The organism is Flavobacterium arundinis, from assembly GCF_038289855.1.
GTDB classification, from domain to species: domain Bacteria; phylum Bacteroidota; class Bacteroidia; order Flavobacteriales; family Flavobacteriaceae; genus Flavobacterium; species Flavobacterium arundinis.
The window spans coordinates 179744-201297 of sequence record NZ_JBBYHR010000007.1 but is presented as its reverse complement, the minus strand read 5'-3'; the positions used below and the strand labels follow the sequence as shown (position 1 = coordinate 201297).

Annotated in this window: 13 protein-coding genes and 1 tRNA gene; 9 read left to right on the top strand and 5 right to left on the bottom strand. The window is 43.8% G+C overall.

Annotated features, from left to right (window positions below; all coding sequences use genetic code 11):
- Window positions 1-137 precede the first annotated feature (137 nt).
- Window positions 138-9092, bottom strand: a complete 8955-nt coding sequence (locus tag AAEO56_RS13390) for a T9SS type B sorting domain-containing protein (protein ID WP_341697576.1) — start codon at window positions 9090-9092, stop codon at window positions 138-140.
- Window positions 9093-9513: 421 nt separating this feature from the next.
- Here AAEO56_RS13390 and AAEO56_RS13385 point away from each other — a divergent pair, with 421 nt between their 5' ends.
- From AAEO56_RS13385 to miaE, 3 genes are all read left to right on the top strand, one after another.
- Window positions 9514-10773 carry a putative DNA modification/repair radical SAM protein gene (locus AAEO56_RS13385; protein ID WP_341697575.1) on the top strand — a complete coding sequence of 420 codons (1260 nt, stop codon included), beginning with the start codon at window positions 9514-9516 and terminating at the stop codon, window positions 10771-10773.
- Between the two features lie 25 nt (window positions 10774-10798).
- Window positions 10799-11575: a TIGR03915 family putative DNA repair protein gene (locus tag AAEO56_RS13380; RefSeq protein ID WP_341697574.1), complete on the top strand. Its 777-nt coding sequence runs from the start codon at window positions 10799-10801 to the stop codon at window positions 11573-11575.
- Between the two features lie 139 nt (window positions 11576-11714).
- A complete protein-coding gene (miaE, locus tag AAEO56_RS13375) occupies window positions 11715-12296 on the top strand; it encodes a tRNA-(ms[2]io[6]A)-hydroxylase (RefSeq protein WP_341697622.1) in 582 nt (193 codons plus the stop codon).
- A gap of 128 nt (window positions 12297-12424) precedes the next feature.
- Here the strand turns inward: miaE and AAEO56_RS13370 are convergent, their stop codons facing one another.
- Window positions 12425-14890 carry an AsmA-like C-terminal region-containing protein gene (locus AAEO56_RS13370; protein ID WP_341697573.1) on the bottom strand — a complete coding sequence of 822 codons (2466 nt, stop codon included), beginning with the start codon at window positions 14888-14890 and terminating at the stop codon, window positions 12425-12427.
- Between the two features lie 254 nt (window positions 14891-15144).
- On the opposite strand from AAEO56_RS13370, the gene AAEO56_RS13365 reads away from it, so the two are divergent.
- Window positions 15145-15480 (top strand): hypothetical protein, encoded by a 336-nt coding sequence (locus AAEO56_RS13365; protein ID WP_341697572.1) that lies wholly within the window; start codon window positions 15145-15147, stop codon window positions 15478-15480.
- A gap of 74 nt (window positions 15481-15554) precedes the next feature.
- On the opposite strand, the gene AAEO56_RS13360 is transcribed toward AAEO56_RS13365, so the two are convergent.
- Both AAEO56_RS13360 and AAEO56_RS13355 read right to left on the bottom strand, forming a co-directional pair.
- The gene (locus AAEO56_RS13360) at window positions 15555-16526 is read right to left on the bottom strand and encodes a c-type cytochrome (RefSeq protein WP_341697571.1); all 972 of its coding nucleotides are present in this window, start codon (window positions 16524-16526) and stop codon (window positions 15555-15557) included.
- Window positions 16527-16590: 64 nt separating this feature from the next.
- On the bottom strand, window positions 16591-17427 hold the full coding sequence (locus AAEO56_RS13355) for an AraC family transcriptional regulator (protein WP_341697570.1): 837 nt from the start codon (window positions 17425-17427) through the stop codon (window positions 16591-16593).
- A 175-nt stretch (window positions 17428-17602) separates the two neighbouring features.
- On the opposite strand from AAEO56_RS13355, the gene AAEO56_RS13350 reads away from it, so the two are divergent.
- Entirely contained in the window at window positions 17603-18160 is a 558-nt protein-coding gene (locus AAEO56_RS13350; protein WP_341697569.1) for a 2'-5' RNA ligase family protein, read from the top strand.
- A 191-nt stretch (window positions 18161-18351) separates the two neighbouring features.
- Window positions 18352-18966, top strand: coding sequence for a 2'-5' RNA ligase family protein (locus tag AAEO56_RS13345; protein WP_341697568.1), 615 nt, complete (start codon window positions 18352-18354; stop codon window positions 18964-18966).
- Here the strand turns inward: AAEO56_RS13345 and AAEO56_RS13340 are convergent.
- Window positions 18963-20315 carry a Fic family protein gene (locus tag AAEO56_RS13340; RefSeq protein WP_341697567.1) on the bottom strand — a complete coding sequence of 451 codons (1353 nt, stop codon included), beginning with the start codon at window positions 20313-20315 and terminating at the stop codon, window positions 18963-18965. The genes AAEO56_RS13345 and AAEO56_RS13340 overlap by 4 nt on opposite strands.
- Before the next feature lie 126 nt (window positions 20316-20441).
- Between AAEO56_RS13340 and AAEO56_RS13335 the strand changes: the two genes are divergently transcribed.
- From AAEO56_RS13335 to AAEO56_RS13325, 3 genes are all read left to right on the top strand, one after another.
- Window positions 20442-21053 carry a hypothetical protein gene (locus AAEO56_RS13335; protein WP_341697566.1) on the top strand — a complete coding sequence of 204 codons (612 nt, stop codon included), beginning with the start codon at window positions 20442-20444 and terminating at the stop codon, window positions 21051-21053.
- 79 nt (window positions 21054-21132) lie between these two features.
- Window positions 21133-21206, top strand: a tRNA-Ile gene (locus AAEO56_RS13330).
- 56 nt (window positions 21207-21262) lie between these two features.
- Window positions 21263-21553: a GIY-YIG nuclease family protein gene (locus AAEO56_RS13325; protein WP_341697565.1), complete on the top strand. Its 291-nt coding sequence runs from the start codon at window positions 21263-21265 to the stop codon at window positions 21551-21553.
- Window position 21554: the final 1 nt, after the last annotated feature.

The window sequence follows — 21554 nt, the reverse complement described above, 5'->3', positions numbered from 1 at the left end:
TTGCAGGGCATATATCCTTTGTGGGTTGAATATCAATTATTTTTGAATATATACTACCTGAATTGGAAGAGAAATATTTAAATGCAAAAAGGGCATCCGTAAATGGATGCCCTTTTCAATTCTATATTCTTTATCGCTTATCGTTTAAGTGCGAAGTGCGATTTAAATTCTCTTGTCTCGGTACCTACTGTGTACTGTATCGTGAACCAGTAGTCATCGCCCGGCATTGGCTGCCCGTTGAATGTACCATCCCATCCATTTGAGTCAGAGCTTGTACTTATCTGTTTCAGCAGCTTGCCATAACGGTCGAAGATGTAAACCACTGCCGGCTGATCCCAAAGTCCGAAAGGCTGCCAGTAGTCATGATATCCATCCCCATTCGGTGTAAAGAAATTAGGGAAATCTATCGGGCTCACGTTATCAAGGTCAAGCTGCAGGTTAAGGTCATCACATGGATCGGCTGTAGCAATATCCCTCACATGGATGATATGTCCAAGCTGGTCTTCGTTTACAGGATAAGGCGAAACGTTCTCGAACACATTCGAGTTTTGCCAAGGGCCGTTGTCAAGGCTGTATTGGTATTCGCCATAACCATCAACAAGAACCGTAATGATCTGGTTGTCGCTGAAAGGATTGCCTACAACGTAACCGGTAGCTGTTATCGGGCTTGCCGGTCCGCTCTTCTCGATTACGATAGGAGCAATAGGGTCAGACACACATCCTGTAGCGCTGGTAGCAACTACTGTATAGCTTCCCGGCTCTCCAACCGTGATGGTAGGGCCGTTTTCGCCTGCCATTACAACACCATCATGAGACCATACAAACGTGTGCGTAGCATCAAGCTGGCTGTCAATGGTTGCAAATCGTACCGGGGCATTTGTTACAAAGTCAATACAAACTGTTGTATGGTCGGTAACCAATTCCGGCTCAGGAATACGTTCAACGAATAACTCAAGTGTAGTAATGTCGTTACATCCGCTTACGGTCGATTCGTTAGTTACCCTTACCCATATCATTTGGTAATCCGGCTCACTAAGGTAAGCTGTAGGATCTGCTATCGCGTTGGTATCGTCCTCGGCATCCTGAAGGGTAGTATAATATTTCACACTATATGTAGCAGGGTTTTGCGTGCCCAATACTTCAGGCTCAACAACGGTCAGGTCAAAAGTAAACTTACCATCATTAGTTCCGTCGTAGTCACATTCAAAGAACGTCGTTGTGATAGGGTTTGCTATTGCTGCTTCTTCTACCAATAAGGTAAGCGGTGCAGTGTTCTCACAACCCGTATCATTATTTTTAACATACACGATGATGTTCTGCATGTTTGGCGAACTTGTGTTTGTATAGATATACGGCATTGCAATATTGTTACCAAGATCAGTTGTATTCCTGTAGAACCTGATGGTATAATCCGCAGGGTCAACACCAGCACCAAGAATCTCATCCATGTGCGTATTGAAGTCGAAAGTAGCGATGCCATCGGTATTCTGCTCACATATCGCATACGGCTCTATCACACCTGCATTGCCTAATTCAGGAAGCATGTTTACCACAAGTTCGAAAGACACTATCTGGAAACACACAGGGTCTGACGCATTACCGGTGTTGGCTTCTGCCCTTACCCATATCGTCCTGCTGGCACTGTTGTAGGCCGTGATATTAGGTATCTGGTTCACCCTGTCATTAGCATCCTGTTCAGTTTCATAGTAGGTAAGCACCATTGTGGTATCACCATTCCTTATGTCAGCAGCTGCATCGGTAAGGTTAAATATTTCCATTCCGTCAGGCGAGCCGTTAACGTCACACTGTACAAGCGGATCCGGCGTAGTATCAGGTACCGGTAACGGAAGCACTTTTATCGTTAGTGTAGTGTAGCTTTTACATCCATCCGGTGTTGTTACCATTACAAACAAAGTTTGCGGGTTGATCGCAGCTCCTGCAGGGTCAACATTTGTATAAGCCGCAGGGTTCGCAATAGGCGTAGCGGTAAGGTCAACACGTGGGTCAGTCACAAAGTAACTTACTATGTTGCCATGGCCTACACCAAATATGCCCAGTATCTCCTCATCTTTTACCGTAAGGTCAAATTCTGTTATACCATCATTATTTGTACCGGTAGGATCAAGACTTTCATTACACAGCGCCAGCATTGTTGGTGTTGTAATAAGCAATGGCTTGTTCAGCTCCAGCTGGAACGTTGTAAGACTGTAGCATTCCGTATCCGGAAGTTCCACCCTTACCCATATTGTCTGGCCATCTGTGCCGTTATAGTTTGCAGGGTTGGTTATCCTCGGCGCACCGTTATTGGCATTGGCCTCACTTACAAAATAGTGGATTGTAAGTGTAGTCGGGTTAGTGCCAAGGAACGCGTGGATTACTGCATCCTGTACTGTAAGGTCAAAGAACGCTTTGCCATCCTGGCCGTTAGCATCCTGATCGTCACACTGCACCAGGTCCTCAAGATCTTCCGGTGCCTGTGGTGCGGGTTCAACCCTTAGTGTAAGCACATACGGCTCCAGCCTAGTACAGCCGGTTACGGTATTTACTACCCTTACGTACAGGAACTGTAGGTAAGGATTTACGTTATGATAGTTGGCAAGGTCGCCTGTTATAGGGTTGTTACCGTCCAAAGCGTCCTGCGAGGTCAGGTGGAATGTTACCTGTAGATTTGGCGCACCACTCATCATATCCGCTACAAGGGCATCAAGGTTGAATACTCCAATACCATTACCATCGGTATCACACACAGTAAGATCATCATTTGTAGGTGGTACGAGTACCGGTACCGGCTCTACCCTTACATCAAGAAGCACAATCCTGTAACAGCCTGTAGCCTCGGTTTCTACCCTTACAAAGATAGCCTCAACAGCTACAGTGTTCGAATAGGCTTCAGGGTTTAGTATCTGGCTAGGGCCTGTTCCTGCAACCGCATCATTATAGTTATGGAAGAAGGTCACATTAATACCATCCTGAACACCGCCAGGCGTAGTAATGATCTCATCTATTTTCGTATTAAGATCAAATACCTCTATCTCATCACCCGTATTGTTTATATCACACAGCGAATATGGTACAGGGTTGTTGGCTACCGGAAGCGGGTTCACGGTAAGCTGAAGCTCCACGATGTCAAAACATCCTGTAGCAAGGTTGGTCACTTTTGCAGAGATAAGGTCGGTCGCGCTAGGATAGCTTGCCGGTGTAGCTATATCGCCGTCAACATTATTAAAATAGCTTACTACAAATTGAGTAGGATCAAGCGTGCCCAATATTTCAGCATCTTTAGTTGTAAGGTCAAAAGTTGCTACACCATCGGTATCGTTAGCACCGTTATCGCATATCTCGTATGGCTCAGGCTCTGTAGCTACAGGGCGTGGGTTTACGATAAGCTGTATCTCGCCTACTGTGTAACAATCGGTTAATGTCGACTCGAGCCTTACATAAAGCGTCTGGTTATTTGCAAAGATGTTGCGGTACTCACCAGTATTCACCTCTGCATTAGGGTCGTTCGATATCGGAAGGTTATCAAACTGAGCGTCCAAAAGCGTTTCGTGTACTGTTGCAATTGCATTCGGCTGTCCGCCAAGCATCTGCGTAACAGCAGGGACAAGATCGAATATCGCATGCCCAAGATCATCTATACCACACTCTACCAAAGGATCGGTAGGCTGAGGCACCGGAGCCTGGATAACAGTTACCACAAAATCCGATTCATCGCTACATATCACTGTTGTTCCGGCCTGTTTGTATATATATATTATGTTGTTACCTACTGTCGTTATTGCATCTCCAGGGTTAAGCATTGTGCCTCCCCCATTAGGTGCAGTATAATAGTTACCGTCAGCTGCAGGCAGCGCAGGCAGTATATACTGTCCACATGCTGTAACATCACCTCTCTCTGGTACAGTAACGATATTCACATCTACAAAGTAGCTGTGCTCATCAGCACACATATTGTTGGTTCCTGTTGCTGCATATATATATATTGTCCTTGGCGTTGTAACCTGGAAGCCTTCAGCAAGTACAGTACCTGTTCCGCCAGGGCCGGTATAATAGGTTCCAACCGTTAAAGCTGGCAGCGTAAATGGTGTACACTGCGCCACATCGCCCTGGGTATCGTCTACCACAGGAGTTTTATTGATCTTAATGTGGAATGCATTTTCCGAGTTACAGTTAATCCTTGTACCACCGGTTTGTGAGTACACATACATCTCCGCGTCATAAGGAGCAGTAAGTACCGTACCTGCCGGGATTTCAGGGTTAGCCGCAGGGTCCAGCGGATCAGGGCCGCCTGGGTTTGCATAATACGCGCCTTCGGTAAGCGCAGGAAGCGTATAGGTATCACATACCTCTACATCTGCCGGATCGTCAGGATTCACCTGGAATACCTCTATAAGGAAGCTGTTTTCACCAACACAGTTCGGGTTGGTACCCGATGTACCGTAGATATACATTGTCTGGGTGGTGCTGATCACATCACCTGCAAATTTAGGTGTGCCTGTACCGCCCGGTCCTGTAAAGTAGTTTCCTACGATAAGGTCATCAAGGACATAGCTTCCACAAGCCAAAACATCAGAACGTGCATCTACTAGTGGCGTGTTGTATATTGTTACAAGGAAGCTCGCTTCGCTTGGACAGGCAGGCGCAGTGCCGTTTACCGCATAAACATAAACTGTTTGTGTGGATGTGATAAAACTTCCTGCCGGAAGCATGTTGCCTGTTCCGTTAGGGCCTGTAAAATAGTTACCTACAGCTAGTGCAGGAAGCTCATAATTATCACATATCGCTACATCTGTAACAGGAGCCAGTACAGGGTATGGTGTAATGGTTATCGTGAACTTATTGTTATCGGTACAGTTTACACCTGGGCCAAGATTTACATACACATACATATCCTGTGTAGTTGTAATAATGTCTCCTGCAAACTTAGGTGTACCGGTACCGGCAGGGCCTGTGAAATAGTTTCCTACATCAAGTGTCGGAAGTACATATTGGCCACATGCCGCTACATCTACAGGCGGCGCAGGGTTTATAATGACCATCATAACGTTCTCAGCGGTACAATCAGGCGTACCACCGGTACGGTCAAATATATATAATGTTGTCGTTTCGGTTATAACCTGCCCTGCAGGAAATTCACCACCTGTTCCGCCAGGGCCTGGGTAATAGTGGCCGTTTGTCAGTGCAGGCAAAGTATAAGGGCCGCAAGATCCAACATTGCCAGGGTTGTCAATAACCGGGGCAGGCTTGATAGTTACTGTAAAACTTTCCTCATCACTACATGGTGGCGTAGTGGTGGTGGTTGCATACATATATATTGTCTGGTCGGCCGAAATAAGATCACCCGCACTTAGCTGTGTGCCAGTACCGCCAGATCCTGTATAATAGTTTCCTACCGGGATCTCCGGCAATACATATCCGTCGCATATCAGTACATCCGGAAGGTTCTGGACATCGATTTCCTCAACTGTAATTGTGAAATCATGTTCTGCAGTACAGTTTACCGTATTAGGCACCGAATTGTATACGTATAATGTCTGAGTATCTGTAATTATAGTACCTGCCGCTAGCTGCGTGCCTGTACCACCCGGACCGGTAAAGTAGTTTCCGTTAGTAAGCGCAGGCAATGCATAGGGCACACATGTAACCACATCCGCAGGATCGTCAGCAAGCAGAACCGGGTTTATAGTAACTGAAAAGCTGTTATTAACAGTACAGTTAGTGCCTGAATTCACATCAGCATACGTGTAGACGGTTTGTGATGTCGTGATCGGGGTCCCGGCGGCTAGTTGCGTACCTCCACCATTTGCAGCCGTAAAATAATTACCAACTTCTAAAGCAGGCAGTGTATAAGGCCCGCATGACGTAACGTTCGCAGGCGCAATAGTACCGTTCTGTACAATCGTCACAGTAAACACCCTTTGGCGTGTACAGTTTGGTGTACCTCCGGATTGTGCAAACATATATATTTGCTGGGTCGATGTAATTAATGTTCCTACAGGAAGCATTGTACCGGTACCCTGCGCACCTGTATAGTAATTTGCCGTTCCGTTGGTTACAGTTATCGCGGGCAGTGCATAGCTGTCACATGCAATTACGTTAGGAACCTGCGGTAATACCGGGTTTGGCTTGATCGTAACTGTAAAACTGTCTTCAGACACACACACCGGTGCGGTGTTAGAGGTTATACGTACCCATATATCCTGGGTACTTGTTATGCTAGTGCCGGGAGCCAATTGTGAGCCTGTTGGGTATGGGCCTGTATAGTACTGCCCCATAGACAATGCCGGCAATGTATACGAACCACATGAAGTAACGTCATCAGGTACAACTGAACTAACATCAATTATGGTTACCATGAATTGCCTTTGCCTCCTGCATCCGAATTCATTCGGGTCGGTATAAGCATAGATCGTTTGTGACGCGGTAAGAACCGTACCGACAGGGATTACGTTTCCGGTACCAAGAGGGCCTGAATAATACTGAACGTTGGCACCTAATGAAGGCAATGTGTAGCTTGTACAGGCAGTTATATTCGGTATGAAAGCCAGTGCCGGTTGCGGGTTGATGGTTACCGTAAAGCTGTTTTCATCAGTACAAGCACCATTGGGGCTGGCCGCATAGATATATATTGTTTGGGTTGTAGTTATATTCTGACCTGCAGATAACTGCGTACCGCCACCGGCCGGGCCGCCAGGCTGTGTCCAGTAAGTTCCAGAAGTCAGTCCGGTAAGCTGGAAAACACCACACCTAGTTTGGTCTTCTTTTTCGGAAGCCTCAACAAAATTTATATTTGCAACAAAGCTGCTTTCTGCAGTACACGAAGGGTTGCTCGGATTATTGTTATAGATATAAATAGTTTGCGGTGTTGTTATTGCTGCACCTTCAAAAAGCTGCGTACCGGTACCACCCGAACCCGTATAATAACGCTGACCGTTAGGCAGATCAGGAAGTATAAATGGCTCGCATGAGGTAACATCAGGCAATGTTGTAATTACCGCGGAATTTGTTATCGTAACAACAAAGCTATTATTTGCCGTACATGAACCTGCTGCAGGGATATAGAAATATATCGTATGTGGTCCAATGCCCGTGATAACAGTACCGGCAGGTACAGCGGCATCTCCGCCATTTGGAACATAATGGTATTCTTCACCAGGATTCAGGGCAGGCAGCGTATAGCTTTGGCAGGCCGTTACGTTTGCCGGTGCAGTAGTCGTATTGATAATATTAATAGTAAGCACCGATTGGTTGGCACAATTTGGCGTACCACCCGACTGCGCATAGGCATAAATAGTCTGGGATGTGGTAAGCACAGTTCCGGCCGCAATCATTGTCCCTGTACCGCCATTACCTGTAAAATAGCTGCCATTGGCCAATGCCGGAAGTGTGTAGCTGTTACAGGCATTTATAGTACCTGTAGCAGGAAGCACCGGAAGTGGCGTAACAACAAGGTTAAATGTTGTTATTGAGTAGCACTGCGGGTCGAATGCTTTTTGTATCCTGGCATATATAGTCTGGCTTGTCCCTGTAAAGCTGTCAGGGGTATCAATAGCAGGCGTACCAAGGTTGGCTGCTGCAATAGAGGTAAAATAGCTAATTGTATTTTCAGCTGCCGGCTGTGCCCCTAATATAGTTGCACTCTGTTGGGTCAGGTTAAATAAAGCGCTGTTGGAACCCTGAGTAGTCTCACAAAGCGTAATATTAGGCACCGCGTTAGCTGTTGGGGCCGGAGACGTTAATAACTGGAACGACCTTAGTGTGAAACATCCTGTATCCGGATTTTCAACCCTGGCCCAGATTGTCACGCCGGGTGCGCTGGTATACATTGTAGGCAGTGCTCCTGCATCGCCATTAGCATTATCCTGCGTAGCGTGGTAGGTTACCACTGTATTACTAGGAAGCCCCTGTAATAATAAAGGTGTATTGATCGAAAGATCATAGGTATAGGTAGGCGAGCTGGATTCGCATTTATACAAGTTGATTGGCTGGGCCGCCGGAATTTCGGGCCTGTACTCTATCACTATAGATTGTGATGTTACACACCCCAGGCCGGGACGGCTTATGGTAACTGTATAGTTACCCGGCTCATCAACAGTGAGAGCAGGGCTGGTTTCGGGAAGAATCGCAGCATCTTTTTTCCATTCAAAAGTATAGATAGTCGGATCCAGGTTTGTGTTTAACACATAAGTTTGCCCATAACAAAGCGCATTTCCATTAGCAAGAGTGAAATCCTGTGCAAACACTTTTTGCCCAAGGTTAAGGCTTCCCGCAGGGATAAATACCGCTGAGTCATAATCACCGTCGGTACCAAGCGTTCTTCCGTCATCTGCTATAATGAATTTAATGCGGTAGTGGGCATTCGGCACAAGGGTACTTCCTGCATGCATCAGCTTGGTTTGCCCGTTATAATTTATGGCAGCGCCGGCTGCATTTGAACCACCATTGAATACTCCAAACCATGCCTCATTTTGGGAAGGGCATGTAGAAAGGAACTGGAAATTCCTGATGTTGCCAACAGTTATTGGCTGGGTAGTTGATGGTACAACGGCAACGTTGAAGGGCTGCGAACCGTCATCAAGATTTTGGAGAAGCACTACGAAGGCATCATTCGATGTACACTGGAATGCACCATATTCCTCTGAAGCAAAAAGGAAATCAACCCCAAAATTTGAAGAGTTCGGTATAAAGTCAAATTGGAATAACGTTGCGTTTTTAGACAGGATGTTGATACCGGCCGATGCAAGCGTTGCCTCAAGCTGGGTATTTCCGATCCATGTTGCAGACGAACCGCCATTACTCAGGACTGTGTTGTTTGGCCCCGGCGAAAGCGACGCCTGGCCCGTTGTCAAAAGTAAACCTGAAGACGTTACAGGAAAAGCGGGGTTTGTGTTCTGATAAGAGCCAATACCATTAGACGACCCAAAATTTGAGCCTGTGCTTGTAACGATATTGGAGATTTGTACCAAACAGGAATTATCAACTAAAACGTTGTTAACCAGTTGGCCTGGGGTCTGGGTGGTATTAACCGTAATCACCTGACTAAATCCTGTTAACGAGGATAGTAGGATAGCAAAGAATAGAATTTTTTTCATAACTTCCAGCTTAATCGTGCATTTTTTTTTAGGGGGCTTCCTTTTTTGTTTTAAGGACTTAGTATACAGTACCTTAATTCCGCGGGCAAATATAAAATTAAATGTTAATCAAAAAATATATTTTCCCAATAATTTCATGGTGGTTTCCTACTTTTTCATATTGTTTAAAATACCTTCTGTAATCATTTCAAATCAAGTGAAATTTACATCAATTTTGTTAAATTATAAAGTGTACATATTAAATTCATGTTAAAAATTAAATCTTAAAAGCTCAAATATTATAAAAATTTGTATGGTAAACCTATTCTTATACCGCTTTTGTTACAATAATAACAGTCTCGTAGTAAAAAACCCTAATTAAATCACTAAAATATTTAATTATTATAATTTTTTCTTCTATTTTTGAAGAAAATATTCTACCATGCATGACAGGATAAGAGAAAAACTTGGAATATTAGCCGATGCTGCAAAATATGATGTTTCCTGCTCTTCGAGCGGCGGCAATCGCAAAAATGACAATAAGGGAATTGGCGATAGCAGTAACGGTATCTGCCACACCTATACCGAAGACGGGCGGTGCGTTTCGCTGCTTAAAATACTGCTTACCAACCACTGCATTTTTGATTGCGCTTTTTGCGTTTCCCGAAAAAGTAACGATGTAAAGCGCGCCGCATTTACTGTTGATGAAGTTGTGGAGCTAACTATGAGCTTTTACAGGCGCAACTATATTGAAGGACTGTTCCTTAGCTCCGGGATTTTTAAAAATGCCGATTTTACAATGGAACGTCTTGTCCGCATTGTGAAAAAGCTAAGGCTTGAAGAGCGTTTCAACGGCTACATCCACCTGAAGACCATACCGGGCGCAAGTCCTGAATTGCTAACCGAAGCGGGCCTGTATGCCGACCGGATGAGCATCAACCTCGAAATGCCTACAGAGACCGGTCTCAAGCTATTGGCACCCGATAAATCGCACGAGGATGTAAAGAAGCCGCTTGGTTTTATAAAAGATACTATTACCCAGTTTAAGGACGAGAAGAAAACCGGGCTGATAAAAAGTATCCCAAAATTTGTGCCTGCCGGCCAAAGCACCCAGATGGTAATTGGCGCTACTCCCGAAACCGATATGGAAATTATGTACAGCGCCGACCAGTATTATAAAAACTACAGCCTCAAAAGGGTTTATTATTCCGGTTATATACCCATCAGTTATGATACGCGCATGCCAGTTATAGGCAGCCAGCCTCCGCTGCTTCGGGAAAACCGGCTGTACCAAACCGACTGGCTGATGCGGTTTTACGGTTTTGGCGTCCAGGAATTGCTCAATCCGAAGAACCCTCATCTGGATACTGATATCGACCCTAAGCTAAGCTGGGCGCTGCGCAACCTGGAGCAGTTTCCGGTAGACATAAACACCGCTGATTACCACATGATTCTGCGTGTGCCGGGCATTGGTGTACGGTCGGCTCAGAAGATCGTGCAGGCGCGCAGGTTTGGAAAATTGAGGAGCGCACAACTCCAAAAAATAGGTATTGCCTATGGCCGCGCAAAGCATTTTATCCGTTGTGCCGACAGCGTATTCCTTCTCAACGAACCCGATGCACCGCACCTTAAGAACCTCATCCTGGCCGAAAGCACCAGCAAATACCTGAAAGTACCCCAAACCCAATTAAGCCTGTTTTAAATGTTGAATCTTAAATCTTGCGGGAATGACTATTTATATTTTTGACGGCTCTTTTGAAGGTTTGCTTACCGCACTATTCGAATTTTATGACCGCAGGGAAAAGGCAGCGCGGTTGGTCTGGAATAGATATTACCAACCTGCAATGCTTGAGGAAACCCTCGAAATCATCAATGACGAAGAAAAAGCAAAGCGTGTCTGGGATGGACTACGGAAAAAAATCGCACCGGAATGGGGTATGAAATTTTACAAAACCTATCTTTCGGAAGACCCTGCGACATTCCAGCACCTGTTCGATTTTGCGCGTTATATTTTTGATAATCCGGCAGGCGCCGAAAATAATTTTGGTAACCCGCATATTATTGCCGTATCGAAAATGGAACGCAGCGTAAGCCGGGAAAGGCACCGGATGAAGGCATTTATCCGTTTCCAGAAAACAGCTGATGGTATTTATTACTGCCCGATTGAGCCCGATTTCAATGTACTGCCATTGGTTTCAAAATTTTTTAAAGACCGCTATGCCGATCAGCAATGGATCATTTATGATATCAGAAGGAAATATGGCCTGTACTACGACCTGCACACAGTTACTGAGATTACGTATGAATTTGTGGCAAACATCGACACTAAAAAAGTCTTATTGCCGGCAGAACTGACCGACGAAAAAGAGGAGCTCGCCTCTATTTTATGGAAAGACTATTTCAACAGTACCAATATCCCTGCGCGGAAAAACATGAAACTGCACATTCAGCATGTACCGAAACGGTACTGGAAATACCTGAATGAGAAGGAAGGGAAGAACTAGTCTGTTTGGTTATTTGACGATTCGGTTATTTGGCAGTAGATGACAGGCATGCCGCGTTGGAACAAATAATCGTATAACCAAATAACCGCATTGACAACTTAAATCGAAATTCGTATTTTTGGCACTGATATTTTATGTTATGCTTGGACTCAAACTCCTTACCGATCCCCGCTGGGCCAATATTGCAGAATCGAATCTGGAAGAAATTCTTACCGACCATGCCTGGTGTGAGCAGAAGGCGGCTTCGAATGCTATATTCCTGATCACAAATAATTCTGAACACGCGGACCTGGTAATAAAAATGGCTGAGATCGCCATGGAAGAGATGGAACATTTCAGGCAGGTGGTCGAAATTATAAAACAGCGCGGCTATACCCTCGGCAGGGAAAGGCGTGATGATTATGTAAACCAGTTAATGAAATTTGCCCATAAAAACTGTAGCCGCAATACCTCATTTATTGACAGGCTGCTCTTTGCTGCCATGATCGAAGCGCGTAGCTGCGAGCGTTTCAGGGTATTATCACAAAATATAAAAGATAAGGAGCTGGCAAAATTCTATTATGACCTTATGGTTTCGGAGGCTACGCACTACACTACCTTTTTAGGCTTTGCCCGAAAGTATGCCGAAGACGTAGATGTAGATAAGCGTTGGGCAGAATGGCTGGAATATGAAGGCGAACTCATTCAAAGTTACGGAAACTCAGAAGCGATACATGGGTAGGGAAGTTTTAAGTCGGAGGTCCGAAGTCCGAGGTCGAGGTTGGAAGCCTGAGCGTAGATTCGGAACATGATACATCGGACTTTCAACTTCAAAGTTCCAGACATCGGACTTCCGACATCCGACTATTTTTACTCCTTCTTCCCTCCCAACCTGACTTTTACCTTCCCGTCTCCATCATCTACTGCTTTCAGGTGAAGTACGATGCCGCGATTCCGGCGTTCGGCAAGTTCTTTTTTATCAGTGATATCTTTATCTTTTTTAGGGTTTCTAAGTGGCACATCTACATATATTTCAGTACCTCTGCCAAAAGAATACACACCCTCTACATCCATGTTCAGTACGCTCGAATTTATCTTCATTGGGTGTATGGTGACTTTTTCGCCTTTTACGTCCAGCTTGCCGTTCAGGTTATAAAACTCAATATTTTTCATGTCGCGGAAAGGAAAAGCAAATTTTCCGACATTTTTAACCGGGTCAAAATCGAGGAGCATTCCTTTTTTCAACCCGAAGGTAACGTTGCCATACATCGATTTTGGCACCATCATACCTGAATCCGTAATACTGCCGGTAATTGATGCTTTTGAAGTCATAAGCCCTTTCAGATTGTTGGATTTCAGCGTTTCCATACCAAAATTATCGAAGGCATAAAAGAACTTATTGATATCAACATCATTTATCACGGCATCCAGGCTGTATTTATTGATTTTCCCCTGCTGCAGCATAGTTCCATTAATTATAAGGCTGCCACCCGCATGCTTCAGTCCGGCATTTTTCACTACTACACCATTATCGGTAAGCAACACATCAGCCTTGGCATCTGTTGCAAAAAAACGGTTATAATACAACTTGTCCACTCTTAGCTTCATATCTACATTGCTCTTTTCAAAAAGCAGGTTCAGGTCTTCGGTGACGTTGCCCTTGCTTGCTTTAACTGCGGCTGCACGGGTGCGCTGCCTGCTGCCCAAAAACCCCATAAACTCGCCAAGGTGGAGCTGCGGGCTATAGATGTTCCAGGTAAGTACGATCTTGGCAGGATCGGTATAATACAAATTCAGGAAGTTTTTTATGCTCCCATCCATATTCACGATGCTTTTTCCGCTTTTGAGGATTATCCTGCTGATAAAAAGGTCGTCTTTAGTAAAATTAAGCGCTACCGAGATATCCTTAAAATCCAGCTTTCTCGGCACATAGCTTACATTAGCGCCCTCTATCGATACAACGCCCTTAACCAATGGTTTCGATAATTTAAAATCAACAATATCGGCGCTAAAGTTCAATTTTACATTGGCAGTGCCTTTTGAAAATTTCAGCAGGTCGGTATCAATAATACCACTGAGTTTTTCCATTTTAAAGTTGGAAGAAAAATCACCTACTGCTAACGGCTTTTCAAGATCAAGAATGAAGACCTTTTTCATGGCGATGGGTATGCCCGAATAGTCGCCTTTAAAACCGAATAGCTTTATAGCTGAATTGGCATCGTTAAATCCTTTTTCCTTTACATGATTATTGGAAAATACACCAAAAAAACTACAATTACCCAAAGTTCCGCCGGGCGTATCGAGGGTGTTATCTTCCACTTCCGCATTTACACGGATAAGCGGATCGCCCTTCTCATTAAAATCGCCAATGATATCGCACTTTACTCCAATCGGTTTTTTAAGGTCGAACATCAGCAACTTACCGGTAATGTTCGGAGAAAGAAGGTTGGCTGCATTACGCCATAGGATACTTTTATTTTCTATATTGATAGCAAACTTTGCAGCAGTACCCCCCGTTTTAAAGCGGGCCGCAACAGAGAAGTCTTCCCCTCCTATTTCGAGCGGGTTCTTTTTGATAACGATAAGGCTGTCTGTTTCTTCGTAGCTGATATCAAACTTTCCTTCCACCCTTTTGTTTTTGATAAAGCTACCCTTACGGGTACTGAAAGCCATACTGTGTACCACTGTGTTCAGCCTTATATCAGCATCCCAGCCACCATCAGTGTACTCAATGCCGCCGCTGAGATCGTCTATAGCAAAGTTGTACAACTTACCCGACTTTTGGTTGTCAATAACAAATGTCACATCCTCCAGGTCCAGCTTTCGCAATTCCGGGAAGCTACCGCCTCCTTCGCCACCCGCCTTCTTCCCTTTTTTAAATACCGATGCGTTGCTGTACCCAAGCGAATCGGTATACATGTTTATAGCTGCATTTTCAATAGAAACTTTTTTAATCTCAATAGTACCCCGCATCAATGCCAATGCATTTACAGCAATGTTGAGGCTTTCGGCTTTAAGCAATGTTTTGCCGTGCCTGGCATAGAGGCTGTCTTTCAGTACAACTTTCTCGAGCCGTAATGAAACACGTGGAAAGCCGCTCAGGAAAGTTGGATCCATATCGCCTATTTCGAGTGTGCCTGTAAGGCCTTCATTAAGTTCGGCAGTGACTGATGCCAACACCTCCTCTTTGTGGGTATTGATATACCACGCCAGCGAAACATAGGATACGATCATAAATAAAAAAGTCACCAGCACACCGCGAAAAACCCATCTTGCCCATCGGGGCATGGCTATTGCTTTTACAAATTTTTTAAATCGTGTGTATTTTTCTTTCATGTTCTGCGGCTACGTATTGGGACAAGCAATTAAAATTACACTTCTGCGAACGCAAAAGACCCTAAACTTTGTTAAATTTAGCATTCTGCATAGTGCCATCTACCCGCTCATAACCAGTATTTAGTATATCCTAAATATAGATAAAGTATAGACAAACGTGTTTTTCAGGCCTATTTTGGCTTTCTTCATTTAATTTCGCAGTGCAACAAGTGCGTACCCCTACGCTAAAAAACCAACTAAAAAAACACCTTACTATGACCGCTTTACTAAATGGGTTGTCGCAACGCGTGCAAATAATCCGGCGCGCGTTTGAAATACTGCCAAAAAAAAAGAAGAAAATCAAACTCCTGTACTTTAGCCATGTGCCCGATGCTGACAGCAACGACACGCTTATCATCAGGTACAGGTTTACCAACGCCATATACTATACTTTTGACGGTAAGGAAACCTTTGAGACCCGGCATGTAATTGCACGCCCCGAAACTGAACGAAAAGTGCCATTGACCGTCCATGGCTTTTTGAGGAAAAGCAAATATGCAATAACAGTAATGGGTGACGATGTTTATATAACAAAACTGGTAGGCGAGTAAATGAAAATGCAGGCACAACCGCACCTGCATTTACTGATAAAAAATAAACCTAAACCTATTTTATACGTACTGCTTTATTTTTCGTATCGCACCACTCTGTTTTTAATCGGCTTCAGCGATTTCAGGTAGGCATAAATGGCTTTCAGGTCAGATTCCTTCATGCCCGCGTACATGTTCCACGGCATAGGGGTATTGAGGTCGTCCTTTTTTAATTGTGCCGGTTTATAATCGGGATGTGCATACATTTTGAACCGTGCTGTAAATGCTTCTGCAGTCCAGCTTCCTATCCCTGTTTCTTTATCAAATGTAATATTAGGTGAACGCACAATGCCTCCAGGCTGCAGGAATTCCATACCCCCGCCGAATTCAGTCCCCGGAACAATAGTGCCTTTATCGGTTTTACTGTGGCAGTCCACACATCCCGTCGCATTTATAAGATAAGCGCCATAGTTTACCGTGTCGGATGCTGCAGGTATCTTTTGAAAATCGGCTTTTGCAGGCATGGTGTTGATGAGCAGGTTCACCGGGAAATCAGGTTGCGACTCCGGTATATCCTTTTCAACAGACGAAATAGTCCGGATGTAAGCAATCATACTGTATACATCTTCCCTGTCCATTTTCCCGAAACGGTGGTAACCCATTACGGGGAACAGCGCTTTGCCATCTTTATCCACACCTGTAGTAATGGCACGAAGCAGCTCCCCATCCGTCCAGTCCTTTAACGCATAAGGTGTGATATTCGGTGCATAAAAAACTCCGGGGAATCCCATTTGTTGATTGAACACTTCGCCGCCTGCCCCAAATCCGGACGGATCCATCGGCCCTGCATAAAGGCCCCAGTTACGGGTACTGTGACAGTCCATACACACCGCCACATTATTGGCAAGGTATTTTCCGCGTTCGATGCGCGCGGGTGTCCTTTCGATAGTTACATATTCCGGTTCGCCCGTGTTTGGCAATGCGATCTTGATGTAAGCAATTGCCCCAAGTAGTAATACCACTATTATCAGCAGGATATAGCCTGCTATCTTTAAAAACTTTTTCATTTGTATTTATTTTACTGCAAAGATGCTATGCCCGTTTTTCTTTCCATTGAAAAAAAGCGACATCCTATAAAAAGATGCTGTCGGTGAATGAGAAAGGCTTCTTCCTTATGTTTTCGGCATTCCTGATGATACTGTTGGGGGTATCCCCGGCAAATTCCCTGAACTCACGGATGAAGTGCGCCTGGTCGGCATAACCAAGGTCATACGTGATATCAGCCCATTCATGTTCGCTCTCCAATGCCGAAAATGCATTCCTGAAACGAATGATGCGCAGGTAGCCTTTCGGGGTGGTGCCAAGGTTTTCCTTAAAACTTCGCTGCAATTGCCGCATGCTCACGGATATCGAATTGCTCACCTCTTCTATGGAAATGTTTCCTTTTGTATGGCGGATAATATCGGCAGCTTCGGTAATATAATTGTGCTGCAGCTCGAGGTCGGCGAGGCGCTTCGAAAGAAAGCCATCGCAATGCGCTACCATAGCGGCAATATCTTTTATACCATATAGCGGACGGTGCAGGCCGCTGACTTCCCTACCCAAAAATGTTTCGAGGCTTACAAAATGGCAATACAGCGACGCCGCCGGCACATTAAAAAGAGTGGAAAATGTTTCGGGCTTAAAACGGATACCAAAAAGGCGTGCATTGCTTTTTATCTTCCAATACACGGGATTGTTATAGATGCCGTGAAAGAACGAACGAGGCAGCTGTTGCCATTGCTCTTCGGTCAGTAGATCGGAAATGTTCTCATCAGGGTGAATGATCACCTCCACCATGCCCAACGGAAGGCAGCGCTGCACTGGCGAATCTTCTCCTGATTCGCCGGTAAAAGAATGTACCCAATAGCATTCTACATAGGGCGCCAAATCGGCAGAGGGACTGAATTCTTCGTACGTAATTTTCATAAAAACTAAGATTCTAACAATTTATAGTGTCCTCAATTTTACCACTACTTTTCCTATAGACGCAAATAATTGCAAAAAGTGACAGTGAAATAGAAACTTTTTTTGAAAAAATTTTACACTTACTTCACTAAAACGTTTGAAGATGACCGAACGGATAAAAAACTTATATTTGTATATGCCACGCGAAAATCTATACTTCATAGCCCTGATTCCCCATGATGCCGTTTCTGACGAAGTGACCGCCTTCAAGAACGATTTTGCGCAGAACTACAATAGCAGTAGGGCGCTTAAAAGCATGCCACACATTACCCTGAAAGCCCCTTTTAAGCTTGAAGCCCGCGAGCATGATGTCCTTTTGGAATGGTTTGAGAACCTGCGCCCCGAAAAGGAGCCTTTTACAATAGAGCTTGAAGATTTCGGGAGCTTTGACAACAAGAACAATCCCGTGATCTACGTAAAGCCGGTAATGACCCCAAAGCTCGAAGGCCTGCAAAAAACGATACTGAAAGGGTTTGAATTTGCCTACCCGTATATTTCTATCCCCTATACCGAAAGAAGCTTTCATCCGCACATGACGATTGCCTACCGTGACCTTACACCCGAACAATATGCACGGGCTATTGATGTTTACCAGCATAAAAAGTACAGCGCTTCCTTCATGGCCGACCGTTTTTACCTGCTCCGGCATGACGGGGAAAAATGGAATGTGGTAGCAGAGCATTCTTTGGAATAAAAACAGGTTTGGGTTTGGAGTTTGGGTTGCTCACTCTTGCCCGATAGGTCCTCTCCCCCGGCCCCTCTCGCAAGGAGAAGGGAGCGAAACGTGCTCACTCTTATGTGTCGTTTATACTGAACAACCTTATCAAGTGATAAAGAAATCAACTTCTCGCGAAAAACGTTATTTTTGCACCACAAAACCCCAAAATGGCAAGGAAGAATACCGGACAATTGAGTTTTTTTGAAGAGACTGTCTATGAGTACCTCATACTGCTCTCCCCGTCCGATATTATAAAAGAGGAAGTGGATCGCATGAAGGAGGAACTGCACGGCATGATAGGGCTGGAGGCATACAACCGGAATTCGGTGGCGCATGTATCGCTGTTCAAAAAAGAGGCGGCCGATAATGCGCCCATAATTAAGCTGGTAAAGAAGGCAGCCGCAGGGATGGAGCCGTTTACTGTTACACTTGCCGGACATGAAGTGCTTAAGCATGGCAATGTTTCGCGCACGCTATGCCTTAAGATAGAAAACCCGGAGCCTGTTACCGCCATTATGGAGCTTTTGAACCCAACCCCCGAACCAAAGCGCAGCTATCGCCAGACAACTATCCTCGACAAGCCTAAACGCCCTAAAAAAACAATTTATCCGCACATTACCATTGCCCGGAACATACCGGTCGCTGATTTTGACCGCATTGAAGACCTTGCTGCTTTTGATTACAACGCTGAATGGCTTTGCGAACGCATTACCATACTACGACGCATTGCAGGGAGTACGGGACATTTTTCGCCGGTGAGTGAGGTGCCGCTGGGGAGTTAGTTTTTTATTGAGGATTTTATATTTTCCAGCAATTTTTTTCCTAAAACTTTTTTCAATTCTTTAATTGTTACTTTATCAGGAAATTCGTTATAAGCATAATATAATTCAAAAATAGGTGTATCATTAATCTCAATGTCGATCGAATAACTTTTTGCATCGAACAGTAGATTAAACGCTATAGTATATTCAGAAACATTTTTTGCGTTTTTCAAACCATATCTACGATTTTCCCACTTTATTTTAAAGATATCTGTTTCATAGATATCGTGCCCAAAAATTTTGGGAGTGTCGGGATGTTTTGAAGATTGAAACATTGCTGCCAGAGTTTGTTTCTCCACTAATTCTTTAATGTGATTAACATATCTAAATGTTTTATTGTCATCAAAGAAGTCATTAAAACTATTTAAAAGGCCTTCAATTTCAGGCCATATATTTGCTTCTGAATGCTGGAAAATTTCATAAAATATTTTGGGCGATTTAGTAAATTTTTCTCCTTCAAGTTGTCTTTTTAAAATACTGATTTCTTTCTGCAAATCATCATCCCCTTCAATATCTTTACCCTCTATCGCATCCATAACCAACTGCTGTGAACGTAATATTAGGTTTGCCATATACTCATCTAACAACCCAACAGACCCACCATACCCCTGAATGTCTGCAAGATAAGAATAATAGCTGTCGCGCTCCTTTTCAGTAATCCAAAAAGGCGGATATCCGAAAGCGATTAATATAAGATTTGTCAATATGCGTGCTGTACGCCCATTACCGTCATAAAATGGATGAATGTTCAAAAATTCCAAATGGAATTGAAATGCAATGTCTATTGGATGCTTTGCATTTTTTTTTTGCGAAATAAGCATGTCAATATCTGCATTTGTACGATTCAGCAAATCATGAATAGCAAACACAACTTCTTCATGCGAAAGAAAATCATAACGCTCACCTTTTCTATTGATAATATAATTATTGACGGCCTTCCATTGGCCAATCTTTTTCCTGTCATCTTCATTGTCTTCATACATTATACCGGAATGAATGTCTTTTATCCTTTTTTCCGATAGCCGTAACTGACCTTTTCCTATCTTAATAATATCACTTATTACTTCATCATGACCCTTCATCTCGATAACATCTTTAATGGGCTTTTGATGAATATCTACATTGCCCACCATGATACTACGCGTCTCTTCAACGGTCAGTGTATTACCTTCCATGCTATTGGAATTGTAATTCCATTCCAGCCTGAACTTATAATTTATCTTCTTTTTTTGATCTTCAGAAAGTTTTCCATGAGTTTCAATCTTCTCCCTTAAAGTATCAATCGCATGCTTTACATCTTTATAACCCATATTAAAAAATTATCCTATAAAGATATTATAAAGCATCCTATTACCAAAATGCACCTAATATCATATTTCAGTTATGGTATAATCTTAAATTTGTATTTTTATCGCCACTATATAAAACGAAACACAATGAAAGTAAACCTTAAGGCACTGGTATTATCACTGCTTATCGGAACGGCTACCCAGGCACAAACGATATTTGTAAACAATACCGACACTGCCGGTAACCGTATTGTACAAACGAGCAACCAGAAGGGCGGCGGCGAAATTAACCTGGACGATAGCGTGAGCAACCGCGGGGTCATATTCTTTGCGGCGGGCTACCAGTCGGCTACCACTGCGGGGAAACTTGTTGGTACCTATTATATTGACCTCAACATAGTCCATAACGATAACAGGCTGGGGTGCCTCAGGCAACTGGAAAGCCGCGCTATCCTTACACTGGAGGACGGCACAAAGATAGAGTGTATACAGATATCGGATTCGGATTGTGACAATGCTGCCTTCCATGGCGCTTTTGCACTTATGCCAAAAGGTGGTGGCACAACCGAAACCATGCAGCAGAATTTTGATACTCTTATGACTACCGGCATCATTGAAATTAAGGTTATAACTACCGAGAAAGAACTGGTCTATAAGGTTAAAAAAGATTTTGTGCCCTACCTTAAAAAACATTTTGCCCTGATAGACAAGACAGTGAAAGGCGGCTCCAAGGTTACTAATAGTATAAAGACCAATTAAGCCGGGAATTATTGTAAGATTTACCTAAAAATAATTTGGATGCAATGAAAAATAGTGGTAATATTGCAACCTCAAAACCGGTCCTATAGCTCAGTTGGTTAGAGCACCTGACTCATAATCAGGTGGTCCCTGGTTCGAGCCCAGGTGGGACCACTGGTTTTACAAACCCTTTACAGCAATGTGAAGGGTTTTTTTATAAATTTGATTTAATGATAGCCTGTTATATCCTCTATAATCTTTTTTCGAACAAATATTATGTGGGCTTTACACAAGAAAGCATGGATGAAAGGCTGGAAAAGCATAACTCAGGCTTCTATGACAAAAGCTATACCGCAACAATAGCGGGGAAGTGGGAAGTTTATATCCTAATCGAATGCATGTCGGTATCGCAAGCGCTTAAAATCGAAAAGCACATTAAAGCTATGAAAAGCAAAAAATACATTCAAAATCTCAAAGTTTATCCCGAAATTATCGATAACCTGAAACAAAAATATAAATGAG

What these genes read in the sequence shown, in the direction of transcription:
- AAEO56_RS13390 (WP_341697576.1), bottom strand. Translation starts at nt 9,092, where the DNA reads ATGAAAAAAATTCTATTCTTTGCTATCCTACTATCCTCGTTAACAGGA.
- AAEO56_RS13385 (WP_341697575.1), top strand. Translation starts at nt 9,514, where the DNA reads ATGCATGACAGGATAAGAGAAAAACTTGGAATATTAGCCGATGCTGCA.
- AAEO56_RS13380 (WP_341697574.1), top strand. Translation starts at nt 10,799, where the DNA reads ATGACTATTTATATTTTTGACGGCTCTTTTGAAGGTTTGCTTACCGCA.
- miaE (WP_341697622.1), top strand. Translation starts at nt 11,715, where the DNA reads ATGCTTGGACTCAAACTCCTTACCGATCCCCGCTGGGCCAATATTGCA.
- AAEO56_RS13370 (WP_341697573.1), bottom strand. Translation starts at nt 14,890, where the DNA reads ATGAAAGAAAAATACACACGATTTAAAAAATTTGTAAAAGCAATAGCC.
- AAEO56_RS13365 (WP_341697572.1), top strand. Translation starts at nt 15,145, where the DNA reads ATGACCGCTTTACTAAATGGGTTGTCGCAACGCGTGCAAATAATCCGG.
- AAEO56_RS13360 (WP_341697571.1), bottom strand. Translation starts at nt 16,526, where the DNA reads ATGAAAAAGTTTTTAAAGATAGCAGGCTATATCCTGCTGATAATAGTG.
- AAEO56_RS13355 (WP_341697570.1), bottom strand. Translation starts at nt 17,427, where the DNA reads ATGAAAATTACGTACGAAGAATTCAGTCCCTCTGCCGATTTGGCGCCC.
- AAEO56_RS13350 (WP_341697569.1), top strand. Translation starts at nt 17,603, where the DNA reads ATGCCACGCGAAAATCTATACTTCATAGCCCTGATTCCCCATGATGCC.
- AAEO56_RS13345 (WP_341697568.1), top strand. Translation starts at nt 18,352, where the DNA reads ATGGCAAGGAAGAATACCGGACAATTGAGTTTTTTTGAAGAGACTGTC.
- AAEO56_RS13340 (WP_341697567.1), bottom strand. Translation starts at nt 20,315, where the DNA reads ATGGGTTATAAAGATGTAAAGCATGCGATTGATACTTTAAGGGAGAAG.
- AAEO56_RS13335 (WP_341697566.1), top strand. Translation starts at nt 20,442, where the DNA reads ATGAAAGTAAACCTTAAGGCACTGGTATTATCACTGCTTATCGGAACG.
- AAEO56_RS13325 (WP_341697565.1), top strand. Translation starts at nt 21,263, where the DNA reads ATGATAGCCTGTTATATCCTCTATAATCTTTTTTCGAACAAATATTAT.